This window comes from Trinickia sp., from assembly GCF_036503415.1.
Lineage (GTDB): Bacteria > Pseudomonadota > Gammaproteobacteria > Burkholderiales > Burkholderiaceae > Trinickia.
Map to the genome: position 1 here is coordinate 15,406 of NZ_DASXWY010000220.1, position 23,159 is coordinate 38,564.

Annotated in this window: 20 protein-coding genes, 1 tRNA gene and 1 pseudogene; 13 read left to right on the forward strand and 9 right to left on the reverse strand. The window is 61.5% G+C overall.

Translation table 11 applies throughout. The annotated features are described in order from the left end of the window. The first annotated feature begins 40 nt into the window (after positions 1 to 40). The 5 genes from VGL01_RS25050 to VGL01_RS25070 all read left to right on the forward strand — a co-directional run bounded on the left by VGL01_RS25050 (position 41) and on the right by VGL01_RS25070 (position 5,364). Positions 41 to 925: a DNA-3-methyladenine glycosylase gene (locus tag VGL01_RS25050; protein WP_331574206.1), complete on the forward strand. Its 885-nt coding sequence runs from the start codon at positions 41 to 43 to the stop codon at positions 923 to 925. A gap of 98 nt (positions 926 to 1,023) precedes the next feature. Beyond that, entirely contained in the window at positions 1,024 to 1,995 is a 972-nt protein-coding gene (locus tag VGL01_RS25055) for an acetyl-CoA carboxylase carboxyltransferase subunit alpha (RefSeq protein ID WP_331574208.1), read from the forward strand. 65 nt (positions 1,996 to 2,060) lie between these two features. Further along, positions 2,061 to 3,497: a tRNA lysidine(34) synthetase TilS gene (gene tilS, locus VGL01_RS25060; protein WP_331574210.1), complete on the forward strand. Its 1,437-nt coding sequence runs from the start codon at positions 2,061 to 2,063 to the stop codon at positions 3,495 to 3,497. 337 nt (positions 3,498 to 3,834) lie between these two features. Further along, the gene (locus VGL01_RS25065) at positions 3,835 to 5,085 is read left to right on the forward strand and encodes an aspartate kinase (RefSeq protein WP_331574212.1); all 1,251 of its coding nucleotides are present in this window, start codon (positions 3,835 to 3,837) and stop codon (positions 5,083 to 5,085) included. 185 nt (positions 5,086 to 5,270) lie between these two features. Further along, positions 5,271 to 5,364 (forward strand) — tRNA-Ser (locus VGL01_RS25070). A 160-nt stretch (positions 5,365 to 5,524) separates the two neighbouring features. Here the strand turns inward: VGL01_RS25070 and VGL01_RS25075 are convergent. The 5 genes and pseudogenes from VGL01_RS25075 to VGL01_RS25095 all read right to left on the reverse strand — a co-directional run bounded on the left by VGL01_RS25075 (position 5,525) and on the right by VGL01_RS25095 (position 10,047). Next, entirely contained in the window at positions 5,525 to 6,217 is a 693-nt protein-coding gene (locus tag VGL01_RS25075; RefSeq protein ID WP_331574214.1) for an SGNH/GDSL hydrolase family protein, read from the reverse strand. Between the two features lie 41 nt (positions 6,218 to 6,258). Beyond that, the gene (locus tag VGL01_RS25080) at positions 6,259 to 6,543 is read right to left on the reverse strand and encodes an AzlD domain-containing protein (RefSeq protein WP_331574216.1); all 285 of its coding nucleotides are present in this window, start codon (positions 6,541 to 6,543) and stop codon (positions 6,259 to 6,261) included. Positions 6,544 to 6,628: 85 nt separating this feature from the next. Next, positions 6,629 to 7,649: pseudogene (locus VGL01_RS25085) on the reverse strand (nucleotidyl transferase AbiEii/AbiGii toxin family protein). Beyond that, positions 7,642 to 8,238, reverse strand: a complete 597-nt coding sequence (locus tag VGL01_RS25090; protein ID WP_331574220.1) for a DUF6088 family protein — start codon at positions 8,236 to 8,238, stop codon at positions 7,642 to 7,644. Before VGL01_RS25090 ends, VGL01_RS25085 begins: the two are co-directional and overlap by 8 nt. Before the next feature lie 348 nt (positions 8,239 to 8,586). Further along, positions 8,587 to 10,047: a TolC family protein gene (locus VGL01_RS25095; RefSeq protein ID WP_331574221.1), complete on the reverse strand. Its 1,461-nt coding sequence runs from the start codon at positions 10,045 to 10,047 to the stop codon at positions 8,587 to 8,589. A gap of 89 nt (positions 10,048 to 10,136) precedes the next feature. Here VGL01_RS25095 and VGL01_RS25100 point away from each other — a divergent pair, with 89 nt between their 5' ends. The 4 genes from VGL01_RS25100 to VGL01_RS25115 all read left to right on the forward strand — a co-directional run bounded on the left by VGL01_RS25100 (position 10,137) and on the right by VGL01_RS25115 (position 15,956). Further along, entirely contained in the window at positions 10,137 to 10,748 is a 612-nt protein-coding gene (locus tag VGL01_RS25100; RefSeq protein ID WP_331574223.1) for a TetR/AcrR family transcriptional regulator, read from the forward strand. Between the two features lie 78 nt (positions 10,749 to 10,826). Further along, entirely contained in the window at positions 10,827 to 11,939 is a 1,113-nt protein-coding gene (locus tag VGL01_RS25105; protein ID WP_331574225.1) for an efflux RND transporter periplasmic adaptor subunit, read from the forward strand. Next, positions 11,936 to 15,076 (forward strand): efflux RND transporter permease subunit, encoded by a 3,141-nt coding sequence (locus VGL01_RS25110; protein WP_331574227.1) that lies wholly within the window; start codon positions 11,936 to 11,938, stop codon positions 15,074 to 15,076. Before VGL01_RS25105 ends, VGL01_RS25110 begins: the two co-directional genes overlap by 4 nt. A 73-nt stretch (positions 15,077 to 15,149) precedes the next feature. After that, positions 15,150 to 15,956 (forward strand): oxidoreductase, encoded by an 807-nt coding sequence (locus VGL01_RS25115; RefSeq protein ID WP_331574229.1) that lies wholly within the window; start codon positions 15,150 to 15,152, stop codon positions 15,954 to 15,956. Positions 15,957 to 16,047: 91 nt separating this feature from the next. Here the strand turns inward: VGL01_RS25115 and VGL01_RS25120 are convergent, their stop codons facing one another. Together VGL01_RS25120 and VGL01_RS25125 are read right to left on the reverse strand one after the other, a co-directional pair. Then, positions 16,048 to 16,395, reverse strand: a complete 348-nt coding sequence (locus tag VGL01_RS25120) for a hypothetical protein (protein ID WP_331574231.1) — start codon at positions 16,393 to 16,395, stop codon at positions 16,048 to 16,050. A 54-nt stretch (positions 16,396 to 16,449) separates the two neighbouring features. Continuing rightward, entirely contained in the window at positions 16,450 to 18,960 is a 2,511-nt protein-coding gene (locus VGL01_RS25125; protein WP_331574233.1) for a cation-translocating P-type ATPase, read from the reverse strand. A 462-nt stretch (positions 18,961 to 19,422) separates the two neighbouring features. On the opposite strand from VGL01_RS25125, the gene VGL01_RS25130 reads away from it, so the two are divergent. The 3 genes from VGL01_RS25130 to VGL01_RS25140 are packed head-to-tail and all read left to right on the forward strand — an operon-like array spanning position 19,423 to position 20,620. After that, positions 19,423 to 19,740: a metalloregulator ArsR/SmtB family transcription factor gene (locus tag VGL01_RS25130; RefSeq protein WP_331574235.1), complete on the forward strand. Its 318-nt coding sequence runs from the start codon at positions 19,423 to 19,425 to the stop codon at positions 19,738 to 19,740. Positions 19,741 to 19,755: 15 nt separating this feature from the next. Further along, positions 19,756 to 20,190 carry a YeeE/YedE family protein gene (locus tag VGL01_RS25135; protein ID WP_331574237.1) on the forward strand — a complete coding sequence of 145 codons (435 nt, stop codon included), beginning with the start codon at positions 19,756 to 19,758 and terminating at the stop codon, positions 20,188 to 20,190. Position 20,191: 1 nt separating this feature from the next. Further along, positions 20,192 to 20,620, forward strand: a complete 429-nt coding sequence (locus VGL01_RS25140; RefSeq protein WP_331574239.1) for a DUF6691 family protein — start codon at positions 20,192 to 20,194, stop codon at positions 20,618 to 20,620. Positions 20,621 to 20,707: 87 nt separating this feature from the next. Here VGL01_RS25140 and VGL01_RS25145 read toward each other — a convergent pair whose 3' ends face one another. After that, entirely contained in the window at positions 20,708 to 21,835 is a 1,128-nt protein-coding gene (locus tag VGL01_RS25145; RefSeq protein ID WP_331574241.1) for a hypothetical protein, read from the reverse strand. A 250-nt stretch (positions 21,836 to 22,085) separates the two neighbouring features. Here VGL01_RS25145 and VGL01_RS25150 point away from each other — a divergent pair, with 250 nt between their 5' ends. Then, a complete protein-coding gene (locus VGL01_RS25150; protein ID WP_331574243.1) occupies positions 22,086 to 22,838 on the forward strand; it encodes an FRG domain-containing protein in 753 nt (250 codons plus the stop codon). A gap of 60 nt (positions 22,839 to 22,898) precedes the next feature. Here VGL01_RS25150 and VGL01_RS25155 read toward each other — a convergent pair. Then, a partial coding sequence (locus tag VGL01_RS25155) for a DUF3303 domain-containing protein (protein ID WP_331574245.1) occupies positions 22,899 to 23,159 on the reverse strand: 261 nt, incomplete at its 5' end.

Consider the following 23,159-nt stretch of genomic DNA (forward strand, 5'->3'; position numbering starts at 1 on the left):
GCATTGCGCGAAGCGCTAACCGACTCGTCAGGCAGGAGGCATGATGACAACGGCCAGGAAGGCGCCGGTCAAACGCGGCGTGACAGTGAAGCGCGCGTCGAAAGATGTGCCGAAGGCGGCGGCGAAGCCGACGGCACCCGCTGCGCGCGGCGCGCGCGCTAAACCGAACGGTGCGTTGACCGAGGAAGGCGGCATTCAGGCTTTCGAGCGTGGCATCGACGACGGCGGTGAGGTCGTGCGCAAGACGCGCGCGGGCACGAGCGCTCAGGCGTCGGTGCCGGTCCAGATAGCTGGGCTCGAGCCCGCTGTGACTCGCCCCGCGTATTGGGACCGCGCGTGTGCCGATCTCGTCAAGCGCGATCGGATTCTCAAGCGCTTGATTCCGAAATTCGGTCCGGTGCATCTGATCAACGGCAGCGATCCGTTCGTCACGCTCGCGCGTGCCGTCGTCGGGCAGCAAATTTCGGTGCCCGCCGCTCAAGCCGTGTGGCGACGCATCGAACTCGCATGCCCGAAACTCGCTCCGCAACAGTTCACCCGTCTCGGGCACGAAAAGCTGACCGGATGCGGGCTGTCGAAGCGCAAGTCCGAATATCTGATCGACCTCGCTCAGCACTTCGTGTCCGGTGCCCTGCACGTCGACAAATGGATGTCGATGGAGGACGAAGCCGTCATTGCGGAGCTCACGCAGATCCGTGGCATCGGCCGATGGACCGCCGAGATGTTTCTCATCTTCAACTTATCGCGCCCGGACGTTTTGCCGCTCGACGACCTCGGGCTCATTCGCGCGATCAGCGTCAATTATTTCAGCGGCGAGCCCGTCACGCGCAGCGAAGCGCGCGAAGTGGCGGCCAATTGGGAGCCGTGGCGTACCGTCGCGACCTGGTACATGTGGCGCAGCCTCGATGCTACGCCTGAGTCATAAAAAACTATCGACGGTTCATTTCGATAGATTCGAACGATTTTGACGTGGACGGTGGCGGTTAGAATACGCGCTGCCGAAAGCCCCCAGGATTGAGACCTATGAAAACGACGTTTCTGGATTTCGAACAGCCCATCGCAGAGCTCGAAGCCAAGATTGAAGAATTACGCTTCGTGCAGGACGATTCGGCTGTCGACATCTCGGAAGAAATCGAGCGGCTCTCGAAAAAGAGCCAGCAACTGACCAAAGACCTCTACGCCAATCTGACGCCCTGGCAGGTTTCGCAGATCGCGCGGCATCCGCAGCGTCCTTACACGCTCGATTACGTCAACGAGCTTTTCACCGATTTTCACGAACTGCACGGCGATCGCGCGTTCGCGGACGATCAATCGATCGTGGGTGGTCTGGCGCGTTTCAACGGTCACCCATGCATGATCATCGGCCATCAGAAGGGGCGCGATACGAAGGAGCGCGCCGCGCGCAACTTCGGTATGCCGCGGCCCGAGGGCTATCGCAAGGCCGAACGGCTGATGCGTCTTGCCGAGAAGTTCGGACTTCCGCTTTTCACGTTCATCGATACACCGGGCGCTTATCCCGGCGTCGGTGCCGAAGAGCGAGGACAGTCCGAAGCGATCGGCCGCAATCTGTATGTGATGGCGGAGCTGAAGGTGCCCGTGATCGCAACGGTGATTGGGGAAGGCGGCTCGGGCGGCGCGTTGGCGATCGCCGTTGCCGACAGCGTGCTCATGCTGCAGTTCTCGACCTATTCCGTCATTTCGCCGGAAGGCTGCGCATCGATCCTTTGGAAGAGCGCGGCGAAGGCGCCCGAGGCGGCCGAAGCGCTCGGCTTGACGGCGCACCGGCTCAAAGCGCTCGGGCTCATCGACAAAATCGTCAACGAGCCGCTGGGCGGCGCGCATCGCGATGTGAAGGGCATGGCGGCATTCCTGCGCCGCGCGCTCGCCGATTCGCTGCGGCAGTTCCAGGGCATGAGCGTTCAGGACCTGCGCGAGCGCCGCTACGATCGGCTGATGGCGTATGGCAAATTCAAGGAGACGACGCCCGGCGCTTGAGTCGCGCATCGTCATGACATCCCGTTTCGAGCGCGTGCGAGCCGCGCGCCTTTCCGACTGAGCCCGTGACTTCTCTCGTCGATCCCGCCGCCGAGCGCATCGTTCTGGATGCGCTCGGCGGTGTGCTTTCGACCGTGCCGGGCGATGCGGCGATCGGTATCGCATTCAGCGGAGGCCTCGATTCCACCGTACTGCTGGATGCGGCCGTGCGTGTGGCCGGTCCGCAGCGCTGCATTGCGTTGCATGTTCATCACGGCCTGAGCCCGAATGCGAATCGGTGGCTGGCACATTGCGAGAGCACCGCGCGCGCGCTCGGTGCCGGTTTCGACGCCACCTATGTCGAAGTGCGCCGGCGGCCCGGAGAGAGTCTCGAAGCGGCTGCGCGCGATGCGCGCTATCGCGCGCTCGACGCCCTGTGTGCGCTGCATCGCGTGTCCATGTTGTGGCTTGCGCATCATGCCGACGATCAGGCGGAGACGGTGCTGCTGCAATTGTTGAGGGGCGCGGGGGTGGCCGGGCTGGCGGCGATGGCGCCGCATCGCGTTGAAGGGACGGCGACGATTGGGCGTGCGCGTCCTTTTCTCGCATTGCTGCGCGCGCAGCTCGAGCGCTATGCGCGTTCGCGCGAACTACGCTGGGTCGAGGACGAATCGAATGCGGACACACGCTACGCGCGCAATGCGCTGCGTCACGATGTCATTCCCGCGCTGACCGTACATTTCCCGGGTTTTCGCGATGCGCTCGCGAGAACGGCTTCGCACGCGGCGAGTGCGCAACGTCTGCTCGACGATCTCGCGCAGATCGATCTGAAGGCAATCGGAAAGGACGACGGGCGTTCGCTTTCGAGGCGCGCACTGCTGGCGCTCGACGGTGCCCGGGCAGCGAATGCGATGCGCTGGTGGATGCGTGCGAACGGGCTGCCGGTACCGTCGGCGGCGCGGTTGAGCGAAATGTTGCGGCAAGTGCGCGAGGCGCGTGCCGAGCATGCCATGCGCGTGGACCATGCGGGCGCGCGATTGCGGCTTTACCGCGATGCCATCTACTGGGAAAGCGGCGAACCGAGCGTCCATTTCGAGGGGCAGGCGAGCGCATCGATCAAAGAGGCGTGCGAGCTCGTGTGGCGAAACGACGAAGTCTGGCGTTTGCCTCAGTGGCGGGGCTCGCTTGTTTTCGAGCCGGTTCCCGCGGGAGAGGCCGGAATCGACACCGTGCCCGAGGCGCTGCTTGCCAGCGCGCCGCTGACGGCTCGGCCGCGCACCGGTGGCGAGCGCATGCGCCGTGCACCCGGCGCGCCCGCCCGTACGCTCAAGAATCTCTTTCAGGAGGCGGGCGTGCCGGCCTGGCAACGTGACGTGCCGCTCATTTATCTCGGTGAGCGGCTGTTGTTCGTCCCGAACCTCGGCATCAACGGCGCATTCGCGACGGCGCCCCGCACGTCGGCGAGCGAGCGCGGTGGGCCGCGCCGGCGGCTCGAGTGGCGCGCCGATCTGCTCATTGCCTAAGCGCAGCGGGCCGCCGCCGCGGTCGAGCTTGTCTTTTATGCCCTGATCTAGTACGCTCGAACGCTTGTCCGCCCCGCTTTTGCACCCGCTTTTTGCAGTCAGTGCGCTTTTACGCGAACGCTGCATTTTGCCGTGCGGCGGCGCGCGCGGCGCGTCGTGCCCCCCATCCGGTGTGTGCACTTCGGGTCCGCCGCGCGGCCCGGCGTACAACAACGCCACTCTCCACCGCCATCTTTCGTCGTCGTCGAGCGCTCACGAGGCCGCGTGACCGAACGGCATGTTCGCGGGTGCATTTTGGGGCGCGTCGGCGCGATTACTCTCCTAGTTCAGAACGACAATGGCACTCATCGTACATAAATACGGCGGCACTTCGATGGGCTCGGTGGAGCGCATCAAGAACGTTGCCAAGCGCGTCGCGAAATGGCGGCAGGCGGGCCACAAGTTGGTCGTCGTGCCTTCGGCCATGTCCGGCGAAACGAATCGCCTCCTTGGGCTTGCCAAGGAAATCTCGAGCCAGCCCGATCCGCGCGAGCTCGACGTCATCGCCGCGACTGGCGAGCAAGTCAGCGTGGGATTGTTGTCGATCGCGCTTCAGGACGCGGGCGTCGACGCCGTCAGTTATGCGGGCTGGCAGGTTCCTGTCAAAACGGACAGTGCGTTCACGAAGGCTCGCATCAGCGAGATCGACAGCGAGCGCATCATGCGCGATCTCGATGCCGGCAAGGTCGTCGTGATCACGGGCTTTCAGGGCGTCGATCCGGAAGGTCATATCACGACGCTCGGCCGTGGCGGTTCGGACACCTCGGCCGTGGCGATTGCCGCGGCGCTGGAAGCCGACGAGTGCCTGATTTTCACGGATGTGGACGGGGTCTATACGACGGATCCGCGCGTGGTCGAGGAAGCGCGCCGTCTCGACCGTGTGACGTTCGAAGAAATGCTGGAAATGGCGAGCCTGGGCTCGAAGGTGCTGCAGATCCGCTCGGTCGAGTTCGCCGGCAAGTACCGTGTCAAGACGCGCGTACTGTCCAGCCTGACCGATCCGATGATCGCGCTCGAAGAGGAAATGAACTCGGGCACGCTGATTACTTTTGAAGAAGACGAGACCATGGAAAAAGCAGTCATCTCCGGAATCGCGTTTCAGCGCGATGAGGCCCGCATTGCGGTGAGGGGTGTGCCCGACAAGCCGGGCATCGCTTATCAGATTCTCGGCCCGGTGGCGGATGCGAACATCGACGTCGACATGATCATTCAGAACCAGAGCGTGCAGGGCAAGACCGATTTCACGTTCACGGTGCCGCGCAGCGAGTATCAGCGCGCGATGGATATTCTCACCAACAGCGTGAAGGGACATATAAGCGCTGAGGAAGTCGTCGGCGATCCGAAGGTGTCGAAGGTTTCGGTGGTGGGCGTGGGCATGCGCTCGCACGTCGGCATCGCGAGCAAGATGTTCCGTACGCTGGCGGAAGAGGGCATCAATATCCAGATGATCGCGACTTCCGAAATCAAGATTTCGGTGCTCATCGACGAGAAGTACATGGAACTCGCCGTGCGCGCGCTTCATAAGGCGTTCGAACTCGATCAAGCCTGAGGGCGTGCTGTGCGAGTGAGCCCGGTTGCGGCCGGGCGGCGACGCGTCGTTGGATCGTCATGGGCGGCGGTGCGAGGATCAAAAGCGATGCGGAAAAAAGTGCATCGTAAAAATTGACCGATTCCGCTGTTCCCGCTATCATCTTGGACTCGTTGCGCTGCCTCCCGGCGCTAACGAACAGTTTGGGAGACGTGGCCGAGAGGTCGAAGGCACTCCCCTGCTAAGGGAGCATCTGGGCTAAAACCTGGATCGAGGGTTCGAATCCCTCCGTCTCCGCCATAAGCGGTGACAAAGCCCCGCGAGTTCTCGGACTCGCGGGGCTTTTCATTTTGGCCTCGGTCGGAGGAATAGACTGTTCGCTGTCAGCCTTAGCGCGTCGGTCACGCGATCAAAGGCAGAAATGCCGGGTTGAACCAAAAGTACCGACGTTATTCGTCGTTCACCGTCGCCGAATGTCCTCAGCTCCGACGAGCGCAGACTCTTCGCTATGCAGAGGTTGGAGCGCAACTTGGACGATGTCCGCCATGGCTTTGCCGAGCACCACATGCTGATCGGCGTCGAGGTGAATCCCGTCTCGGTGGCTCGTCGTCGTCACCGTCCCTGCGTCGAAAATCATGCAGCCGTGCGATCGTGCGATATCGCCGTACGCTTCTGCCAAGCCGATGCACCGGCCTTCGCTGCCGAAGAATTTGGGCAGGACGGGGCCATCGGGAACCCTGATAGCCGGCGGCACGACGATCAACACGGGGGGCACGGGCATGCCGGGTTCTATAGGCGCACTGCGTATAGAATCGATCAATGCGCCGATGCCGTCTGCCGAATGCCGTACGGTGTTGTCGTGGACCGTCTGGAAATCGTTGGTGCCGAGCATCACGATCACCAAGTCGAGAGGCGAGTGCATTTCGATCACTTGCTCAATGCCTACGATGCCGTTGCGTCCGGGCTTGAAAGGGTCGTCCCATGCTGTCCTGCGACCGTTCAGGCAGTTCTCGAACACGCGCATAGCGACTCCTCGCATACGCAGAGTGTTTTCCATCACGCCGGGCCAGCGCGCGTTGAACGCCAAGCGTTGACGGGTTTCGGGAACAATGCCCCAGGATAGCGAGTCGGCGTACACCAGAATCTGTTTCATATCGATTGCAGCCGGACAAATGAGAGCGGGGGCATCGGTTTTCAATAAACCATCTTCATGAGTTCGAGGGCCAGGATTCCACTCGATATCGTCATCCAGGTACTCGACGTGCGCCGATGGACTGCGAACGCGATCAGCAGGCCGACGACTTTTTCACTGGCCCGAACCGACCATACATGTTCCGCCGAGCTAAAGACGGCGGGTGCGATCACTGCCGCCATGGCAGCGATCGGCGCACTCCTTGAGACGCCAAGCCAGATCGTCGCAAACCGCGCACTTGCGAGCCAGCCACCCCAATTCCGGCTGAACCCCGCCCCCAATAGCAAGTAGCGTTGCAGGGTGTGTCTCCTGGTCTACTGGACCTCGTCGGCACGGGAGCGAGAAGAGCGCTTCGAGTATCGTGTTAATCAGTCACACGTCTCTTCTGTTTATCTTGCCTTCGAGGTCGGCGCATACCTGCATGAGCTGATCGAAGGTTGCAGCGTCGCCGAGCAATATTGCGTCATCCAACATGGCGCCGTAGTCGTCGGCAAGGGCTTTGCGCGCATCTCCTTCGGGGACGAGCCGTAGCTGTCCCTGCGCTGCGTTGGTGTAGTCGATGACCGTGCCGTTAGCGTCTTTCTCGATGAAGAAGATGGACTTGTGCTGGGCGACCATGGTCGAGACAGCGCGGTCGGACGCGACTTCGTCGAAGTACGCACTGCGCGCAATCGCAGCGAGATCATGCCAATGACGGGCATAGCGCTCGCCACGGATACGGCCTTGTGCACAGTACACGTGCGCCGCAGTCGCTTTCTCCCAGAAAGTCCGGGCGAGGCTCATGACCAGCGGTGAAGCTGTTGGAAACGACACCTCAGGTACATGTCCGTCGATGTCGCACGTGATCGGCATGATCTGATACGGTTCTCCAGTAGCACGGGCGCCAAATTCCAGCGTGACTACCGGTGCCACATAGCCAGTCCCCTCTGCGAGGGGAGGGTAACGCACGAATAACTTGTCGTTTTCTGGCCCGCCAAGCTCGACCTGTGCATCGAGGCCATCGCGTTCCAGCGATGCCTGAATGACGGGTTGGACGTTCGTTCTGATCCAATTCGGAAGCCGGTGGCGTACGGCTTGAGTCCATTTACTGGCTCGGCTGCGGCTGGATGGCAGTTCGTCACCGTCGCCAATCAGATCCGGTATCAGCTTGCGAATGTCGTAGGTCAGGTCAATGTCTTCGGAGAAGCGATCGATGATCTTGTAGGCCTTGGACAGGGAGGTACCGCCTTTGAAGGTGAGGTCGGCGGACAAGGGCGACTCGAAGAGCGCGCAGTGTCCACACGACCCATACATCCTTTTCAAGCAGGTGCGCAGGACGTCCCGTTTGATCGCGCGCGTATTCCAGTGCTTCGCGCCGATCGTCCGCGCTAAGACCGAAGAAGTACTCAGCCATGCGCAGCTTCCTGACCGATGGCCTGAGCCATCCACGACGGCAGGATAGCCCGGGCAGACGTCAGCGTTTGCCATTCCGTTGCCGGAAGGGTGCGGTGCAGTGCCGCTAGAGATCTGCCGGCATGTGTCGGCCCCATCCAGGCCAGCGCGCGCACCGCGGCGCCGGCGGGCCCGTTACCCAGCGCCAGCATCCAGCGGGGGGCGTGTTTGACCAGCAACTCCGAGCGTCCGAGTTTCAGCTTCCGGGTACGTCCCGACGTCACGTAGACCTCCCGCGTCGGCACCTGCTGGGTCAAGCCGAGTGCGTTCGCAGCACTGGCGCCGTGCGGGGCGATGGTTTCGCCGCTTTGCTCGGCCATGGCTTTCACGACCTTCCCCGGCGCAGGGGCGCGCGAGCCGAACCGGCTGGAGACGGGGGCGACATAGGTGCCGCGCGCCACGCGCATAAGCTTGCCGGCCTTGCTGAGGCGCGAAAACGCCTGGTCGACCGCAACGCGGCTTCCCAGATGCAGGAATTCCTTCGGCGACAGCACGCCGCCCTCGGGGAGAGACCGGGCGTGGAGCAGGATGGTTTCGGGGAGCGTGTTCATGGATACCTCACGTGTAAGGAATTATACACAGTTTCTGACATCAGGCATCAAGGCCGCGGCCGCAGGCTGGGGCAACGGCCCAGGCGCTTTTCGCCGGGCTTCGATGCGACGGGCGATTAAAATTTGTTGACGATATCAACGATGGGTTGATTGCCATCGCGGCTTCGTGGCAGTCTCGTGGGAACAATGGCGCCAGCCTCCTGGATCTGCCGATCCACCCAAGCTGGTGGGATCGCCACGGTGGCCAAATTCGCGTTCGGCCGCGAGAGACATCCATGCGCGCGTCTGTTCGTCAGGGAGTCCGGTGGACGCAGGATTGGCGATGCCAGGTTTTGAGCGATGCGATGACTACTTGCTGGCTACGGCCTCGGAGCCGCGAGACTGCCAACCGCCGCCGAGTGCCTTGAAGGCCGCGACTGCTGCACGTGCCGATTCCGTCTGTGCCTGTGCTCGCTCATCGGAGGCGCGTAGCAAGCTTTCATCGGCTTGCAGGACTTCGATCAGGCTGACGACGCCTTTCTGATAGGCCGCGAACGATGCCGTTCGCGCGCGGCCCAGCGAGTCGACGCCCTGAGCCAGGATAGCCGCCTGATCTTCGCGCTTGACGAGTGCCGAAAACGCATTCTCCACATCCTCGGTAGCGTGGAGTGCGGCAAGCCGATACGCCGCCAACATCTCGGCCTCCTGGCCCTTGGCCTGGTCGATCTGCGCATTGATGCGGCCGAAGTCGAACAGCCGCCAGCGCAGGCCGAATACGCCGGCCGCTTGATTGGCGCCGCTCGTGAACAGATTGCCACTGGCCACGGAGGTCGCGCTGCCGATCAGCCCGCTTAGCGAGAGCTTGGGGTAGTACTCGGCGATGGCGGCGCCAATACGCGCATTGGATGCAGCGAGGCGGCGCTCGGCAACGATGAGGTCGGGGCGGCGTCTGAGCAATTCGCCCGGCGACCCCGTGGCCGCGATCTGCGGGGCGACCGGGATGTCGCGCGTTTCCATCAATTCCGCGCGGTGCGTGCCGGGTTGCGCGCCCACCATGACGTCGAGTGCGTTCATCGCTGCGTCCAGGCCCGTTGCGAGCACCGGGACCGAGGCCCGCACCTGAGCAAGCGCGCCTTCAGCCTGCTTGACCTGGAGTTCGGCCGCCAATCCTTTGCCATACAGAAGATTGATCGTCGAAAGCAGATCCTGCTGAGTTTGCACTTGCCGCTGCGCCACGTTCAGACGGGCTTGCAGGCCACGGATGGTGATGTAGATGTCGGCGGTTTGTGCGGCCACCGCCAATCGCGTGGCCGCTGCGCCGGCTTCGGAAGCCTGGTAGTCGGCAAGCGCCGCTTCTCGTCCGCGACGCAGGCCCCCGAACACGTCCACCTCCCAACTGGCGGTGAGATCGGCTTCGTATTGGTTGCCGTGGCGGTCAAAACCGGGCGTCGAATTCAAGATCCGCCCCAGCGGCGTTTCGACGGATTGGTAAACTCTCTCGGCCTGACCGCTGACATTGGCGGAGGGAAGCAACGCGGCATTCGCCGCGCCAAGTCCGGCGCGTGCCTGCGCGACGCGAGCGGAGGCCTGCGCGAGGTCGAGATTCTGTTCCAATGCAAGCGCGACGAATCGCGTCAGTTGCGGATCCCCGAACCCGGTCCACCACGTGGTCAGGTCGGCGCTCGCAGCCGCGTGCCGGTGATCGACCGCGGCCTGGCCCTGGAACTGCTCGGGCATGGATACGTCAGGCCGGACGTAATCGGGGCCGACCGCGCACCCCGTCAGGAGGCCGGCGGCGATGTACAAAGCAACGATGTGTCTGGGCAGCATGAGGGTTTCGCTCGCAATGATGTGTTAGTGACTATAATACAAAAAAGTCACTAGTTGTTACTTCCTGAGGTTGGCACTAAGCTGGAGCTATGAAAAAAGCAATCCCTTCCCCCGTTCGCGGCCCGGCCGATCACGAGGTGCGCAATCAGATCGTGGCGGCCGCCACCGAGCACTTCAGCCGGTATGGCTACGAGAAAACGACCGTCTCCGACCTCGCCAAGGCGATCGGCTTCTCGAAGGCGTACATCTACAAGTTCTTCGAGTCCAAGCAGGCGATTGGCGAAATGATCTGTGCGAACTGCCTGAGCCAGATCGAAACCGAGGTCAGGGCGGCTGTGGCGGAGGCCGAGCTGCCGCCGGAGAAGCTGCGGCGCATGTTCAAGGTCTTCACGCAGGCGAGCCTTCGCCTGTTTTTTCAGGACCGCAAGCTTTACGAGATCGCGGCATCGGCGGCCACTGAACAGTGGCAGGCCGCGCGTGCGTATGAGGAGCGCGTCCAGCAGTTGCTTCAGGAAGTCCTGCAAGAGGGCAGGCAGAGTGGGGACTTCGAGCGCAAAACGCCCCTGGACGAGACTGCCATGGCGATTTACCTCGTTCTGCGGCCGTACCTCAACCCGCTGATGCTGCAGCACAGCTTCGATTACACCGATACGGCGCCGGCGCACCTGTCGAGCCTCGTCCTTCGCAGTCTGTCCCCATGAAATTTCAATGTGACTATTGACTAATTTGGTCACTCGAACAATAATGAAAGCCGTCATCACTTCGCCGATGAGACTTTCATGCGCTTCCGCCGCCTGGTTTCCTTTGTCGTTTGTGCCTTGCCGTTTGCGCTCGTCGCTTGCGGCGGTAAGGCCCCCTCCGATCCGCGCACCGAGGTGCCGCTCGTGCGTTCCGCGATCGTTCAGAACGCGAGTGCCGCATCGCGTTCGTTTACGGGAACCGTAGCCGCACGCGTGCAGAGCGACCTCGGGTTTCGCGTGTCGGGCAAGGTGCTCGAGCGGCTGGTGGATGCGGGGCAGACCGTCAAACGTGGTCAGCCGCTCATGCGCATCGATCCCGTCGATCTGAAGCTGGCCGCGCAGGCTCAGCAGGAGGCGGTTGCAGCCGCACGAGCACGGGCGCTGCAGACGGCGGGCGATGAAGCTCGCTACCGAGACCTGCGCGGCACCGGCGCGATATCGGCTTCGGCCTACGACCAGGTCAAGTCGGCGGCGGATGCGGCCAAAGCCCAGCTCAGTGCCGCGGAAGCGCAAGCCGACGTGGCCCGTAACGCGACCCGATATGCCGAGCTGGTGGCGGACGCGGATGGTGTCGTCATGGAAACGCTGGCTGAACCGGGCCAGGTCGTGAGCGCCGGACAGACGGTGGTGCGCTTGGCCCACGCCGGGCGTCGCGAGGCCGTCATCCAGTTGCCTGAAACGCTGCGCCCCGAGATCGGTTCGGTGGCACAAGCGACACTCTTCGGCACGCAAGGCGCAAGCGTCCCGGCCACGCTTCGCCAACTCTCCGATACTGCGGATCGCCTCACGCGCACGTTCGAAGCGCGGTATGTCCTGCAAGGAGATCTGGCCAACGCCCCGTTGGGCGCCACGGTGACGATCCAGATTCCGGACGCGCGCTCCTCCGTGCAAGGCGCGTTGCAAGTGCCGATGGGGGCACTGCTCGACACGGGCAAGGGCCCCGGGGTATGGGTCATCGACGGCGAGCCGGCCAAGGTGTCCTGGCGGCCGGTTTCAATTCAGCATCTGGATGACGACAGCGCACGCATCACCGCTCGACTCCAACAAGGCGACCGGGTCGTCGCGCTCGGCGCACATCTGCTGCACGAGGGCGAGCGTGTTCGGGTGGCAGGCCAAACCGTTGCCGCGGCGACCGAAGGAGTCCGTCCGTGAGTACAGGCCGTTTCAACCTATCTGCGCTCGCCGTGCGCGAGCGCGCCATCACCTTGTTCCTGATCTGCCTGATTTCGCTGGCGGGACTCATTTCGTTCTTCAAGCTCGGGCGCGCGGAGGATCCGGCCTTTACGGTCAAGGTGATGACGATCATCACCGCGTGGCCGGGTGCCACCGCGCAGGAAATGCAGGATCAGGTTGCCGAGAAGATCGAAAAGCGCATGCAGGAGTTGCGCTGGTACGACCGGACCGAAACCTACACGCGACCGGGGCTGGCCTTCACGACCTTGACGTTGCTCGACAGCACGCCGCCTTCGCAAGTGCAGGAGGAGTTCTACCAAGCCCGGAAAAAAGTCGGCGACGAGCTCGCCAATCTTCCCCCTGGCGTGATCGGCCCCATGGTCAACGACGAATACGCCGATGTCACCTTTGGGCTGTTCGCGCTCAAGGCCAAGGGCGAACCGCAGCGCTTGATGGTGCGCGATGCCGAGAAGTTGCGCCAACGGTTGTTGCATGTTCCGGGCGTGAAGAAGGTCAACATCATCGGCGAGCAGGCGGAGCGAATCTACGTTCAGTTCTCGCATGAGCGTCTGGCCACATTGGGTGTCAGTCCGCAGGACGTGTTCGCCGCGCTCAACGGCCAGAACGCCTTGACGCCGGCCGGCTCGATAGAGACCAAGGGCCCCGATGTGGTCGTTCGTTTGGACGGCGCCTTCGACGCATTGCAGAAGATTCGCGACACACCGGTCACGGCGCAAGGTCGCACGCTGAAGCTGTCGGATATTGCCACCGTCAGCCGTGGCTACGAAGATCCCGCGACATTCATGATCCGCAACAACGGCGAGCCGGCCTTGCTATTGGGCATCGTCATGCGCGACGGCTGGAACGGACTCGATCTCGGCAAGGCACTGGACTCGGAGGTGGGTACGATCAACGCCGAGTTGCCGCTCGGCATGAGCCTGAGCAAGGTGACGGACCAGGCCGTCAACATCAAGTCGGCGGTTGACGAGTTCATGATCAAGTTCTTCGCCGCATTGCTGGTGGTGATGCTGGTGAGCTTCATCAGCATGGGCTGGCGCGTGGGCGTCGTCGTTGCTGCGGCGGTACCGCTGACGCTGGCGGCCGTCTTCATGGTGATGGCGGCGACGGGCAAAAATTTCGATCGCATCACGCTCGGGTCCCTGATTCTTGCGCTGGGTCTGCTGGTGGACGACGCGATCATCGCCATTGAAATGATGGTGGTGAAAATGGAGGAGGGTTACGACCGCGTGGCCGCTTCCGCCTATGCGTGGAGCCATACCGCGGCACCGATGCTATCGGGCACGCTCGTGACGGCCGTCGGCTTCATGCCCAACGGCTTCGCCCGATCCACGGCTGGCGAATACACCAGCAATATGTTCTGGATCGTTGGCATTGCACTGATCGCGTCATGGGTCGTCGCTGTGGTTTTCACACCGTACTTGGGTGTCAAGCTGCTGCCCGACTTCAAGAAAGTCGAAGGAGGGCACAACGCGATCTACGACACGCCGCGCTACAACCGTTTCCGTCGGTTGCTGGGGCGGGTGATTGCGCGCAAGTGGCTGGTCGCCGGTTCGGTCGTGGGCCTCTTCGTTTTGGCTATCGGCGGTATGGCGGTAGTGAAAAAGCAGTTCTTCCCGATTTCCGATCGCCCCGAAGTGCTCGTCGAAGTGCAGATGCCCTATGGCACGTCGATCGTGCAAACGAGCGCCGCCACGGCGAAGGTGGAAGCCTGGCTTGCCAAACAAAAGGAAGCCAAGATCGTCACGGCCTACGTGGGTCAGGGTGCGCCACGCTTCTATTTGGCCATGGGTCCGGAGTTGCCCGATCCGTCGTTTGCCAAGATCGTGGTGCGCACCGACAGTCAGGATGAGCGCGACGCGTTGAAGCAGCGGTTGCGACAAGCCGTCGCCGACGGCCTGGCCTCCGAAGCGCGCGTGCGCGTGACGCAACTCGTATTCGGTCCCTATTCGCCGTTCCCTGTTGAATACCGCGTCACGGGTCCCGATCCGGACAAGCTGCGCGATATTGCGGCTCGAGTTGAGCACGTGATGAATGCCAGCCCGATGATGCGCACGGTCAACACCGACTGGGGCACGCGCACGCCCAGCCTGCACTTCACGTTGCAGCAGGACCGATTGCAGGCAGTGGGACTGAGCTCCAGCGCCGTGGCGCAGCAGCTGCAATTCCTGCTGACCGGCGTCCCTGTCACTACCGTACGTGAGGACATTCGTACGGTGCAGGTTATCGCCCGCTCGGCCGGCGACACCCGCTTGGACCCGGCCAAAATAGGCGACTTCACATTGGCGGGCGCCAACGGGCAGCGCATCCCGCTGTCGCAAGTGGGCAAGATCGAGGTGCGCATGGAGGAGCCGATCATGCGGCGGCGCGACCGTATGCCGACGATCACCGTGCGCGGCGATATCGCCGATGGCTTGCAGCCCCCGGATGTATCGGCGGCGATCACCAAACAGCTTCAGCCCATCGTCGACAAGCTGCCGAGCGGGTATCGCATCGAGCAGGCCGGCTCGATCGAGGAGTCGGGCAAAGCGACGAAAGCCATGTTGCCGCTCTTTCCAATCATGCTGGCGATTACGTTGCTCATCATCATCTTTCAGGTGCGCTCCATCTCCGCAATGGTCATGGTGTTCCTGACCAGCCCGCTGGGGCTGATCGGTGTGGTGCCGACGCTGATTCTGTTTCGCCAACCGTTCGGCATCAATGCGTTGGTTGGCTTGATTGCGCTCTCGGGCATCCTGATGCGCAACACACTGATTCTGATCGGTCAGATTCGCGAGAACGAACGGGCGGGATTGGATCCGTTTCACGCGCTCGTCGAAGCCACCGTGCAGCGTGCGCGACCGGTGGTCCTGACCGCGTTGGCAGCGATTTTTGCCTTTATCCCGCTGACTCATTCGGTGTTCTGGGGAACCCTCGCGTACACATTGATCGGCGGTACGTTGGCTGGAACAATCTTGACGCTGATGTTCCTGCCGGCCATGTATTCGATCTGGTTCAAGATCAGGCCGCGTGATACGAACGATCGGGGGATAGGCCCGCACGAACACGCGCAGTCCGTGAAAGAGATGCTCGATGACGAGTTCGCCGCCAAGTCATGAACCTCGAATGAAAGACCCGGCGGGGCGGCTCATCCGCTCTTTATCCTCATTCACCTGCTAGAAGAGAACTGCTATGTCGAATTCCAAAGTGGTCGTTGTGACCGGCGTGTCATCGGGTATCGGGCGCGCCACCGCAGAGAAGTTCGTCAAACGAGGTTGCCAGGTATTCGGCACGGTACGTAACCCTGCAAACGCACAGCCCATACCGGGTGTTGTGCTGATCGAAATGGATATCCGTGACGACACTTCGGTTCAACGCGGATTCGAGGCCATCATCGCTCGAGCTGGGCGCATCGACGTGCTGATCAATAGCGCGGGCGTGACCTTGCTCGGCGCGACCGAGGAAACGTCGGTTGCCGAGGCCCAGGCACTGTTCGATACCAACGTTTTTGGGGTTTTGCGAACGATACAAGCGGTGCTGCCGCATATGCGCGCGCAGCGTGCGGGACGAATCGTCAACATTAGTTCCGTGCTCGGCTTCCTTCCGGCTCCGTACATGGGGCTCTATTCGGCTTCCAAGCATGCCGTCGAAGGAATGTCCGAGACCCTGGATCATGAGGTGCGCAAGTTCGGAGTCCGCGTGGTGCTGGTCGAGCCTTCCTATACCAAGACCAATCTGGATCTCAATGCACCCCATGCGGCGTCCAAGATCGCAGCCTACGACGATGAGCGCGCAGTCGTTTCCCGCGCCATTCAAAAAAGTGTCAGCGAGGCGCCAGAGCCCGATGGCGTCGCAACCACGATCGTCGATGCGGCGTTGGGCGAATGGAAAATGCGGCGCGCGCCGAAAGGTCAAGCCTCTTTGCTGAGTAAATTGCGTCGCTTCATGCCGGCCGGTCCCGTCGATGCAAGCTTGAGAAAGACATTTGGGCTTTCGTGACGGTTCTTTCGCGATGTTCTAAGCGCTCGCGCCATAGTTGCTCTCAGCCGCTTCTCCGCGATCCGCGTCGGGGGCGTCGTTGTCACCCTCATCAGAACGCGGCCTGCAGCCAGTAATCGAAGGCGAGCACGGCGAACGAGCAAAGAAGCCCCATCGCCAGGTTCGTCAGACGATGCTCGAGATCGGCGTGCCGATAAAGCCAGGCAACGACGAGAAACAGCGCTTCGACGACCACCTGCACCACGAACACCGCGAGCATCAGCCCATACTCGTAGCCCATCTGCTTGAAGTTCGCGAAGCTCATGCCGAATGCCGCAATCCAGGACCCGACACGGTAGAGCTCATAGATGAACAATAGCGCCGGGAACACGTAGCTCACGACGTAGGTGGGCTTCGTCGCATGCTGCAGCTCGAAATGAAAATGGTGTGTATTTTCCATGTCAGCCTCCTACGTCGTCTTCGGTCATGTTACGCGCCTCGATACATGCCCGCATCAAGGACCGAACAGCGCAACCAGTCCGAACAGTCTCGCCAGGGCGGGAACGGTCGTCAAAAGCACGAGCGCCACCACCGTAATGCTCAGAACAATCCAAAGATAGCGATTCCGCTGGGGCGCATGCACACGGGTCCCAGACTGCGGCAATACGCGGATTACAAAGATCAACGCAACATTGCCCGCCACGAGTGTCGCAAATACGAGTGTACGAGCGAAGGGCAGTGGGTAGCCTTGAGTCAGCAGACCCGCATAGAGCCCTAATACGAGCATGGCTGCCAAAAGGCCAGCCGTTGCCCCTCGAGCCAGTGCGCGGTTCGAAAGCAGCCGCTCGCCGGCGCGTCGTGGCGGCACACGCATCAGGTTCGCCCGCTCAGGCTCGTTCTCGAATACGACCGAGCATACTGGATCGATAACCAGTTGCAGAAAAACGATGTGGACCGGCGCGAGCAGGGGCGGCCAGCCGACAAGAACCGGAATCATCGTGGCGGCGATCATCGGAATGTGAACGGCCACCGTGTAGCTGATCGCTTGCACGAGATTGGCGTAGATACGCCTGCCCAGCCGTATCGCCGATACGATCGGCGCGAAGTCGTCACGCAGCAAGACCAGCGAGGCGACCTCGCGTGCCACTTCGGCGCCGCGCAACCCCATTGCAATGCCGATGTGCGCCGCCTTGAGCGCCGGTGCGTCGTTCACGCCGTCGCCCGTCATTGCGACCACCTGGCCACTTTCCCGGAACGCGTTGACGAGCCGTAGCTTTTGCTCCGGCTTCACCCGTGCGAATGTGTCGACATTCTCAATGGCATCGCGAAGCTGTACGTCGTCCATCGCTGCCACTTCCCCGCCGGTCACGATCCGTGCGCCGTCGATTCCGACTTCGGTCGCAATAGCCCGCGCCGTAGATGGATAATCGCCGGTGATCATCACCACGCGGATGCCGGCTGCCTGGCATTGCGCGATGGCCTCCGCAACTTCCGGACGCACCGGGTCCAAGAGACCGACCAGGCCTACGAAAGAAAAGTCGAAGTCATGCTGTTTTTCGGGCCAGCCCGCATGTGAGTGCTGTGCCTTGGCCACCCCAAGCACCCGTAGTCCGCCCGACGCCATCTGCGCAGCATGGTCGAGGACGGTTTGCGTTTCCCGCTCACCAAGGTGACACAGAGCACAGACCGCCTCCGGCGCGCCCTTGCAGGCCACTGCGTGATGGCCGGGTTCCGGCGTATGCCATGCGTGGGACATCGCCGGCAACTCCGGCGTCAGCGCGTACTCATGAACCAGCGACCAGTCCTTGTGAAGACGTCCGGTGCCGGCGAGTCCAACCCGACCCGTTTCGTGAAATGCGCGCTCCATTGGATCGACAGGCTCGATTTCGCTGGCGAGCACCAGATATTCGATCAGCTCGTGATATGCCTCGTCTATGCGCTGAGTGGTCTCATCGATGACTTGCCGCTTTCCTTGGGCGAACAGCACGCGCACGGACATGCGATTTTGCGTCAGTGTGCCCGTCTTGTCGACACAGAGTACCGAAGTCTGGCCAAGCGTTTCGATCGCGCTCATGCGGCGCGTCAGCACGCCTTCGTTAGCGATGCGGCGCGCCCCTAACGCCATGAATACGGTCAATATCACCGGAATCTCTTCGGGAAGAATCCCCATGGCCAGCGTGATGCCCGCCAGCACACCCGGAAGCCACTCCCCGGAGCGCCAACGATAGGCCGCGACGAGCAGCAAACACAGTGCGATCGAAGTCAACGCGAAGCGATTGACGAACGTTCTCGTTTCGAGTTGCAACGGCGAGCGGGCTTCCGTGATGCCGGTCAACGATTTGCCAATGCGACCGAGCGTGGTATTCGGCCCCGTCGCTGTCACGATCATTTGCCCCTGACCCTGCACGACCATCGAACCAAAAAACAGTTGACTGTCCGGGGCTTGCTCGGAACGTACATTGGCTCGCGAAGCGGATTTATTCACCGAAACGGATTCGCCCGTCAGAAGCGACTCGTCGACGCTCAGTTCGTGAGCCTCCGTCAAGGTTCCGTCAGCCGGCACGCGGGCTCCCTCGTCGACGAAAACCACGTCGCCCGGCACCAGTTCGGCAGCGGAAACGAGTTGCCGTTGTCCGTCTCGAAGCACCTGCGCGCGGGGCGCGGACAGTTCGCGAAGAGAGTCGAGAACCTGAGCGGTGCGGTGACTTTGGAAGACGGTGAGAAAGACGATCCCGGCCACGAAAGCGAGGAGCGTCAGCGCTTCGGAAACGTCCCCGAGCACAAGATAGATAGCGCTCGCAGCGAGCAGCAGCAGGAACATGGGCTCACGAAGCACTTCCCCCAATGTTCGCCACCAGGTGCGCCGCAGCGTGGAGTCCACGACGTTGCGGCCGAAGCGGGCACGCAGTTGCTCCACGCGTGCGCTCGTCAGCCCACGCGTTTTGTCGGCGTCCCCAGCCGGCGATGCCGGTTCGACGTAACCGGCGACGACGTCCGGGACGGACTCTACGCGATTTGCCGGCATTTTGGTGTCGATTTATACGAGTACTGCGTGATGGAACCGGCTGCTCAACGACGGGCGGCGCCCCGACAGCTCTTACAGATCTGGATGACTCCATGGGCATCCGGATCATCCCAATAGAAACGCAATTCAGCCCCGCCGTCTGCGGGCACGTCGAATATACCGCTGGTTATGTAGGAGCGTACCCATCTCTAGAATGGCGCCAGGCGCCCCCGCCATCCTTGACTTGCATCAAGTAGTTGATTTTGGGCGTGCTACAAACGCATTCAGCGGAATCTTCAGATAACTGATGCCGTTTTCCTCGACGGGTGGAAATCCGCCGGCCCGTGTGTTGATCTGCACCGACGGCAGAAGAACGGGCATGGCGAGCGTCGCATCACGCGTTTAGCGCAGGCGTGCACTCATTATATTTACAGATAGTTTATATTTAAATATAATGAGTGCGTGTGAGTCATTGAGTGCGCGATGAAGAAGAACTCCGCTCGAATCGACCTGTCGGCGATGCAATCGGCGGCGGAAAAGGCCTGTGCGCTTCTGAAGGTTCTGGCCAATCCGGACAGGTTGCTGCTGATGTGTCAGTTATCCCAAGGGGAGTGGTGTGTGAGCGATCTGGAGGAGCAGTTGGGAATTCATCAGCCCACACTCTCCCAGCAGCTCGGGGTGCTCCGCGATAACGCGCTCGTCGAGACGCGGCGGGAAGGGAAGAACATCTTTTACTCCATCGCGAGTACGGAAGCGATTGCGATCATGGCCGTGCTGTACGACCAGTTTTGCGCGCAATGAAGATGAGGAGTGGCGATGTCGATCGATATCGTGAGTTTCACGCCGGGTCTGTCACTGGCCGGCGGTCTGGTGATAGGCGTCGCGGCTGCCGTGCTTGTTTTGTTCAACGGACGTATCGCGGGCATCAGCGGCATTCTCGGTAACGTGCTCGGCTCGCCGCAGACAGATGCGGGCTGGCGTCTCGCTTTTCTTGCAGGGCTTGTCGGGGCGCCCGTGTTGGCAGTGTTGCTCGGGCACCCGATAGCACCCGATATCCAGGCCGGATGGGGCGAAATACTCGTAGCAGGATTTCTGGTCGGTATCGGCACGCGTTACGCGAGCGGGTGCACGAGCGGCCATGGTGTCTGTGGGATCTCGCGTGGCTCCCTCCGTTCGGTCGTTGCGACGGCAACGTTCATGGCGAGCGGTATCTTGACCGTTTTCGTCCACAGGCATCTGCTGGGAGGCTGAGATGGGTTGGCTTACCGCACTACTTTCCGGGCTTCTTTTCGGAATCGGCCTGATGCTATCCGGCATGGCCAATCCGGCGAAAGTGCTCGGGTTCCTCGACATCGCCGGACGATGGGATCCGTCGCTGGCATTTGTAATGGCTGGGGCAATAGCCATCGGGGCCATTGCGTTTGCCTTTGCAAAGCGTCTGAAGAAATCCCTGCTGGGCTTGCCGATGTGGATTCCGAGCAGTTCGTCCGTTACCCTGAGACTGGTTCTCGGCAGCGCAGCGTTTGGCGTGGGCTGGGGGCTTGCGGGATTTTGCCCGGGTCCGGCGTTGGTCGCCCTGGGCGCAGGCTTTTCGAAGGCATGGGGTTTTGTGGCTGCGATGCTCGCCGGTATGGCTGTATTCGAGTTGATACGATGGTCGTCCGCTTCACCTGGTGTGTGAGTTGACATGTCAACTCGATTACGACGGCAAGCATTACGGCATTTGCAAGGCCGTCTGAAACACGCTACTTGAGCCAGACGCATAGGCTTATTCGACCCGATAGAGCCCGACACAGCCCAGATCCGTTCGAACAGCCAGCAAGCCGTCGTGCGTCCATGCAAGCGCAGCGGACTTTGCGACTTGATCGATTCGCAGCTCCCCATGCTTGCGCATCGTCGGCAATTCATACACATGAGCGAGGCCGCGGCTAAAGAAGGCCAGGCGGTCGTGTTCGGTGTCGATCGCGAAGTCGCCATCGCCCAAATCATTCAGATTCGGCCAAGTTGCAACAGGTTCACCCGACGCCAGTTCGAAGGCCATCAGGCGCCAGCGTCCATACTTCTCCTTGACGAGCACGCGTCGATCGTCTGCCGTGAAGGCGAGTTTGTTGACCATTTCAAAGTCGCCCTGAATGCTCGAGCGCAGCATCCTGCTCGTGATGTCATGAATAAGAATGTGGCCCGCCTTCGCGCAATGCGCCAGAAGAGCGCCGTCCGCGGAGAGTGCGCCGGTGAGCTGCGGGCTGTGGCCGGCATAGCGCTCCGGTTCGATGTTCAGGCGCAACAGGTCCTTCTCGCCGGCCAGATCGCGCACGACGAGTTCCGGTTCTTCGTACCACGCCGCGACCGCTCCCTGACAGTCCAGAAAGCTTGCCGGTGTCTTGTTCGGCGGTGTAAGCGCATCGATGCCGTTTGTTGTCGGGTCCCACACCCGGATCTGATGGTCGGCGCGAAACAGCACTGTTCGTCGCTCAGGCACGGGCATCAGTTTCCATACCAGGCTGTTCTGGCCAACAAATGCGAATGACTCACCGCTTCCATCGCGTGCGACTCGCCACAATGCATCGCCTTGCCTGGCATCGTCATATTGATTGACCAGCAAGCTTTCCTCAAACTCGGCAATGGCCAGGGCGCCCGTGTATCCACGGCCGAGATACCGCAGCATGCAGGGGGCGCCTGCTGTCGCATGGGGATCGGCGAGCACCATCCCCTTGCGCAGCCGTGAGCCTTCTTCTTTTTCAAGAAAGCGTCGCAAGGACAAATCGTCAGCGTGTGGCTTAACCATCTCCTTCGCCTTGCCAGGGGCGCCGGAAGTTAGCACGACATTCAAGCCATCGATCCGCGTAGCCCAGATTTTCCCCGTGGCTGGATCATGGAACATGCGAGTACGGTCCAATTTTCGTTCCTCGTTATGGTGTTGTGATTCACAGGCCTGCGGCTTGCTCAGCGCTCCTTCGATTCGTGAGAGGATAAGGCAAAGATAACTGTATCAGGACAATCCGGGTCCTTTCCGAGACGGGATCGATGCACTGGGCCCGACGCCCGTGGCGATGCCGGGCTTTATAGTGAGCGCATTGGCACTCATCGGCTAGTTACTATCGGAAGACGATATGAAAACGACGGTTCTATCCAGTTGGAATCAGTTTATGGAATTGACATCCGGGCTCGATGGATGGGCGTTTCGTGGTCAGCAAAGCGCCGCTTGGCATCTCGAGAGTTCGCTGTCACGGTACATGCGCGCCTATGTGCATGACAAAAGCGAATGGCGCGGCCGTGAAGAGCGGGCCATTCGCGTGTTTCGGCGCAAGGCACACAATTTTCTCGACCATCCGGCGCTGCTGGTCAATGACTTGCGCTGTCTTGCGCTCATGCAGCACCACGGCGCACCGACGCGCCTCCTCGATTTCACGAAGAGCCCATTCGTGGCGGCATTTTTTGCGCTCGAGCGTGCCATCGACGATTCGGCGATTTTCGCGCTCAACACGCCGGCCCTCTGGAATAACCGGGCGCTGCCGCGAGCAAACCCCGGTCTCACGCGAGACGTCATCGATCCTCGCGTTGAAGGCCGCTTCGATCAGTACTTCTTTTGTAACTGCAACGAAGTGATTTGGTTCGGAGAGCCGACCGAGATGGACGATCGGTTAATCGCGCAGTCCGGCACGTTCGTTGTACCTGGCGTCATCGACAAGCCGCTGCAGGAGATTCTCGACGGCTACGATGCCAGCGAGGAGCTGCTGCATAAAATCGTGCTTCCCGCTAGTGTGCGCGTGGATGCCATGAAATGGCTGTATCGGATGAATATCACCAACGCTTCGCTGTTTCCTGGCCTCGATGGGCTGGCCCGTTCGATCGCATTGGAACTGGAAATCGTCTGGCCCGGCATGATTGCGCTGCGCTGAATCAAGCTGGGGCGATTGCGTTCCCCGCATATCGCATCGATGCGGGGAACAACGGACGCTTTACTTCAACGCACGTCCGAAAACCTCTCCCAGTTCGGCATCTTCGACGATCGGCGCGATGTCGAGCTGCATCAAGTCGCTCCACATATATGCGAATTCGGTCAGCGCCTTCGCATCGTCAGTCTCCAGCAAGTCGAACCCGCCGTTGAGGTCCGCGCGTGTCCATCGGCCGAGCAATTTGACGCCGGCCGGCGGGAGTCCACCGGTGTTCTGAAATCGTTCGATCGCTTCGGCCCGGGACTGCGTGTTCGGGGCCCAGGT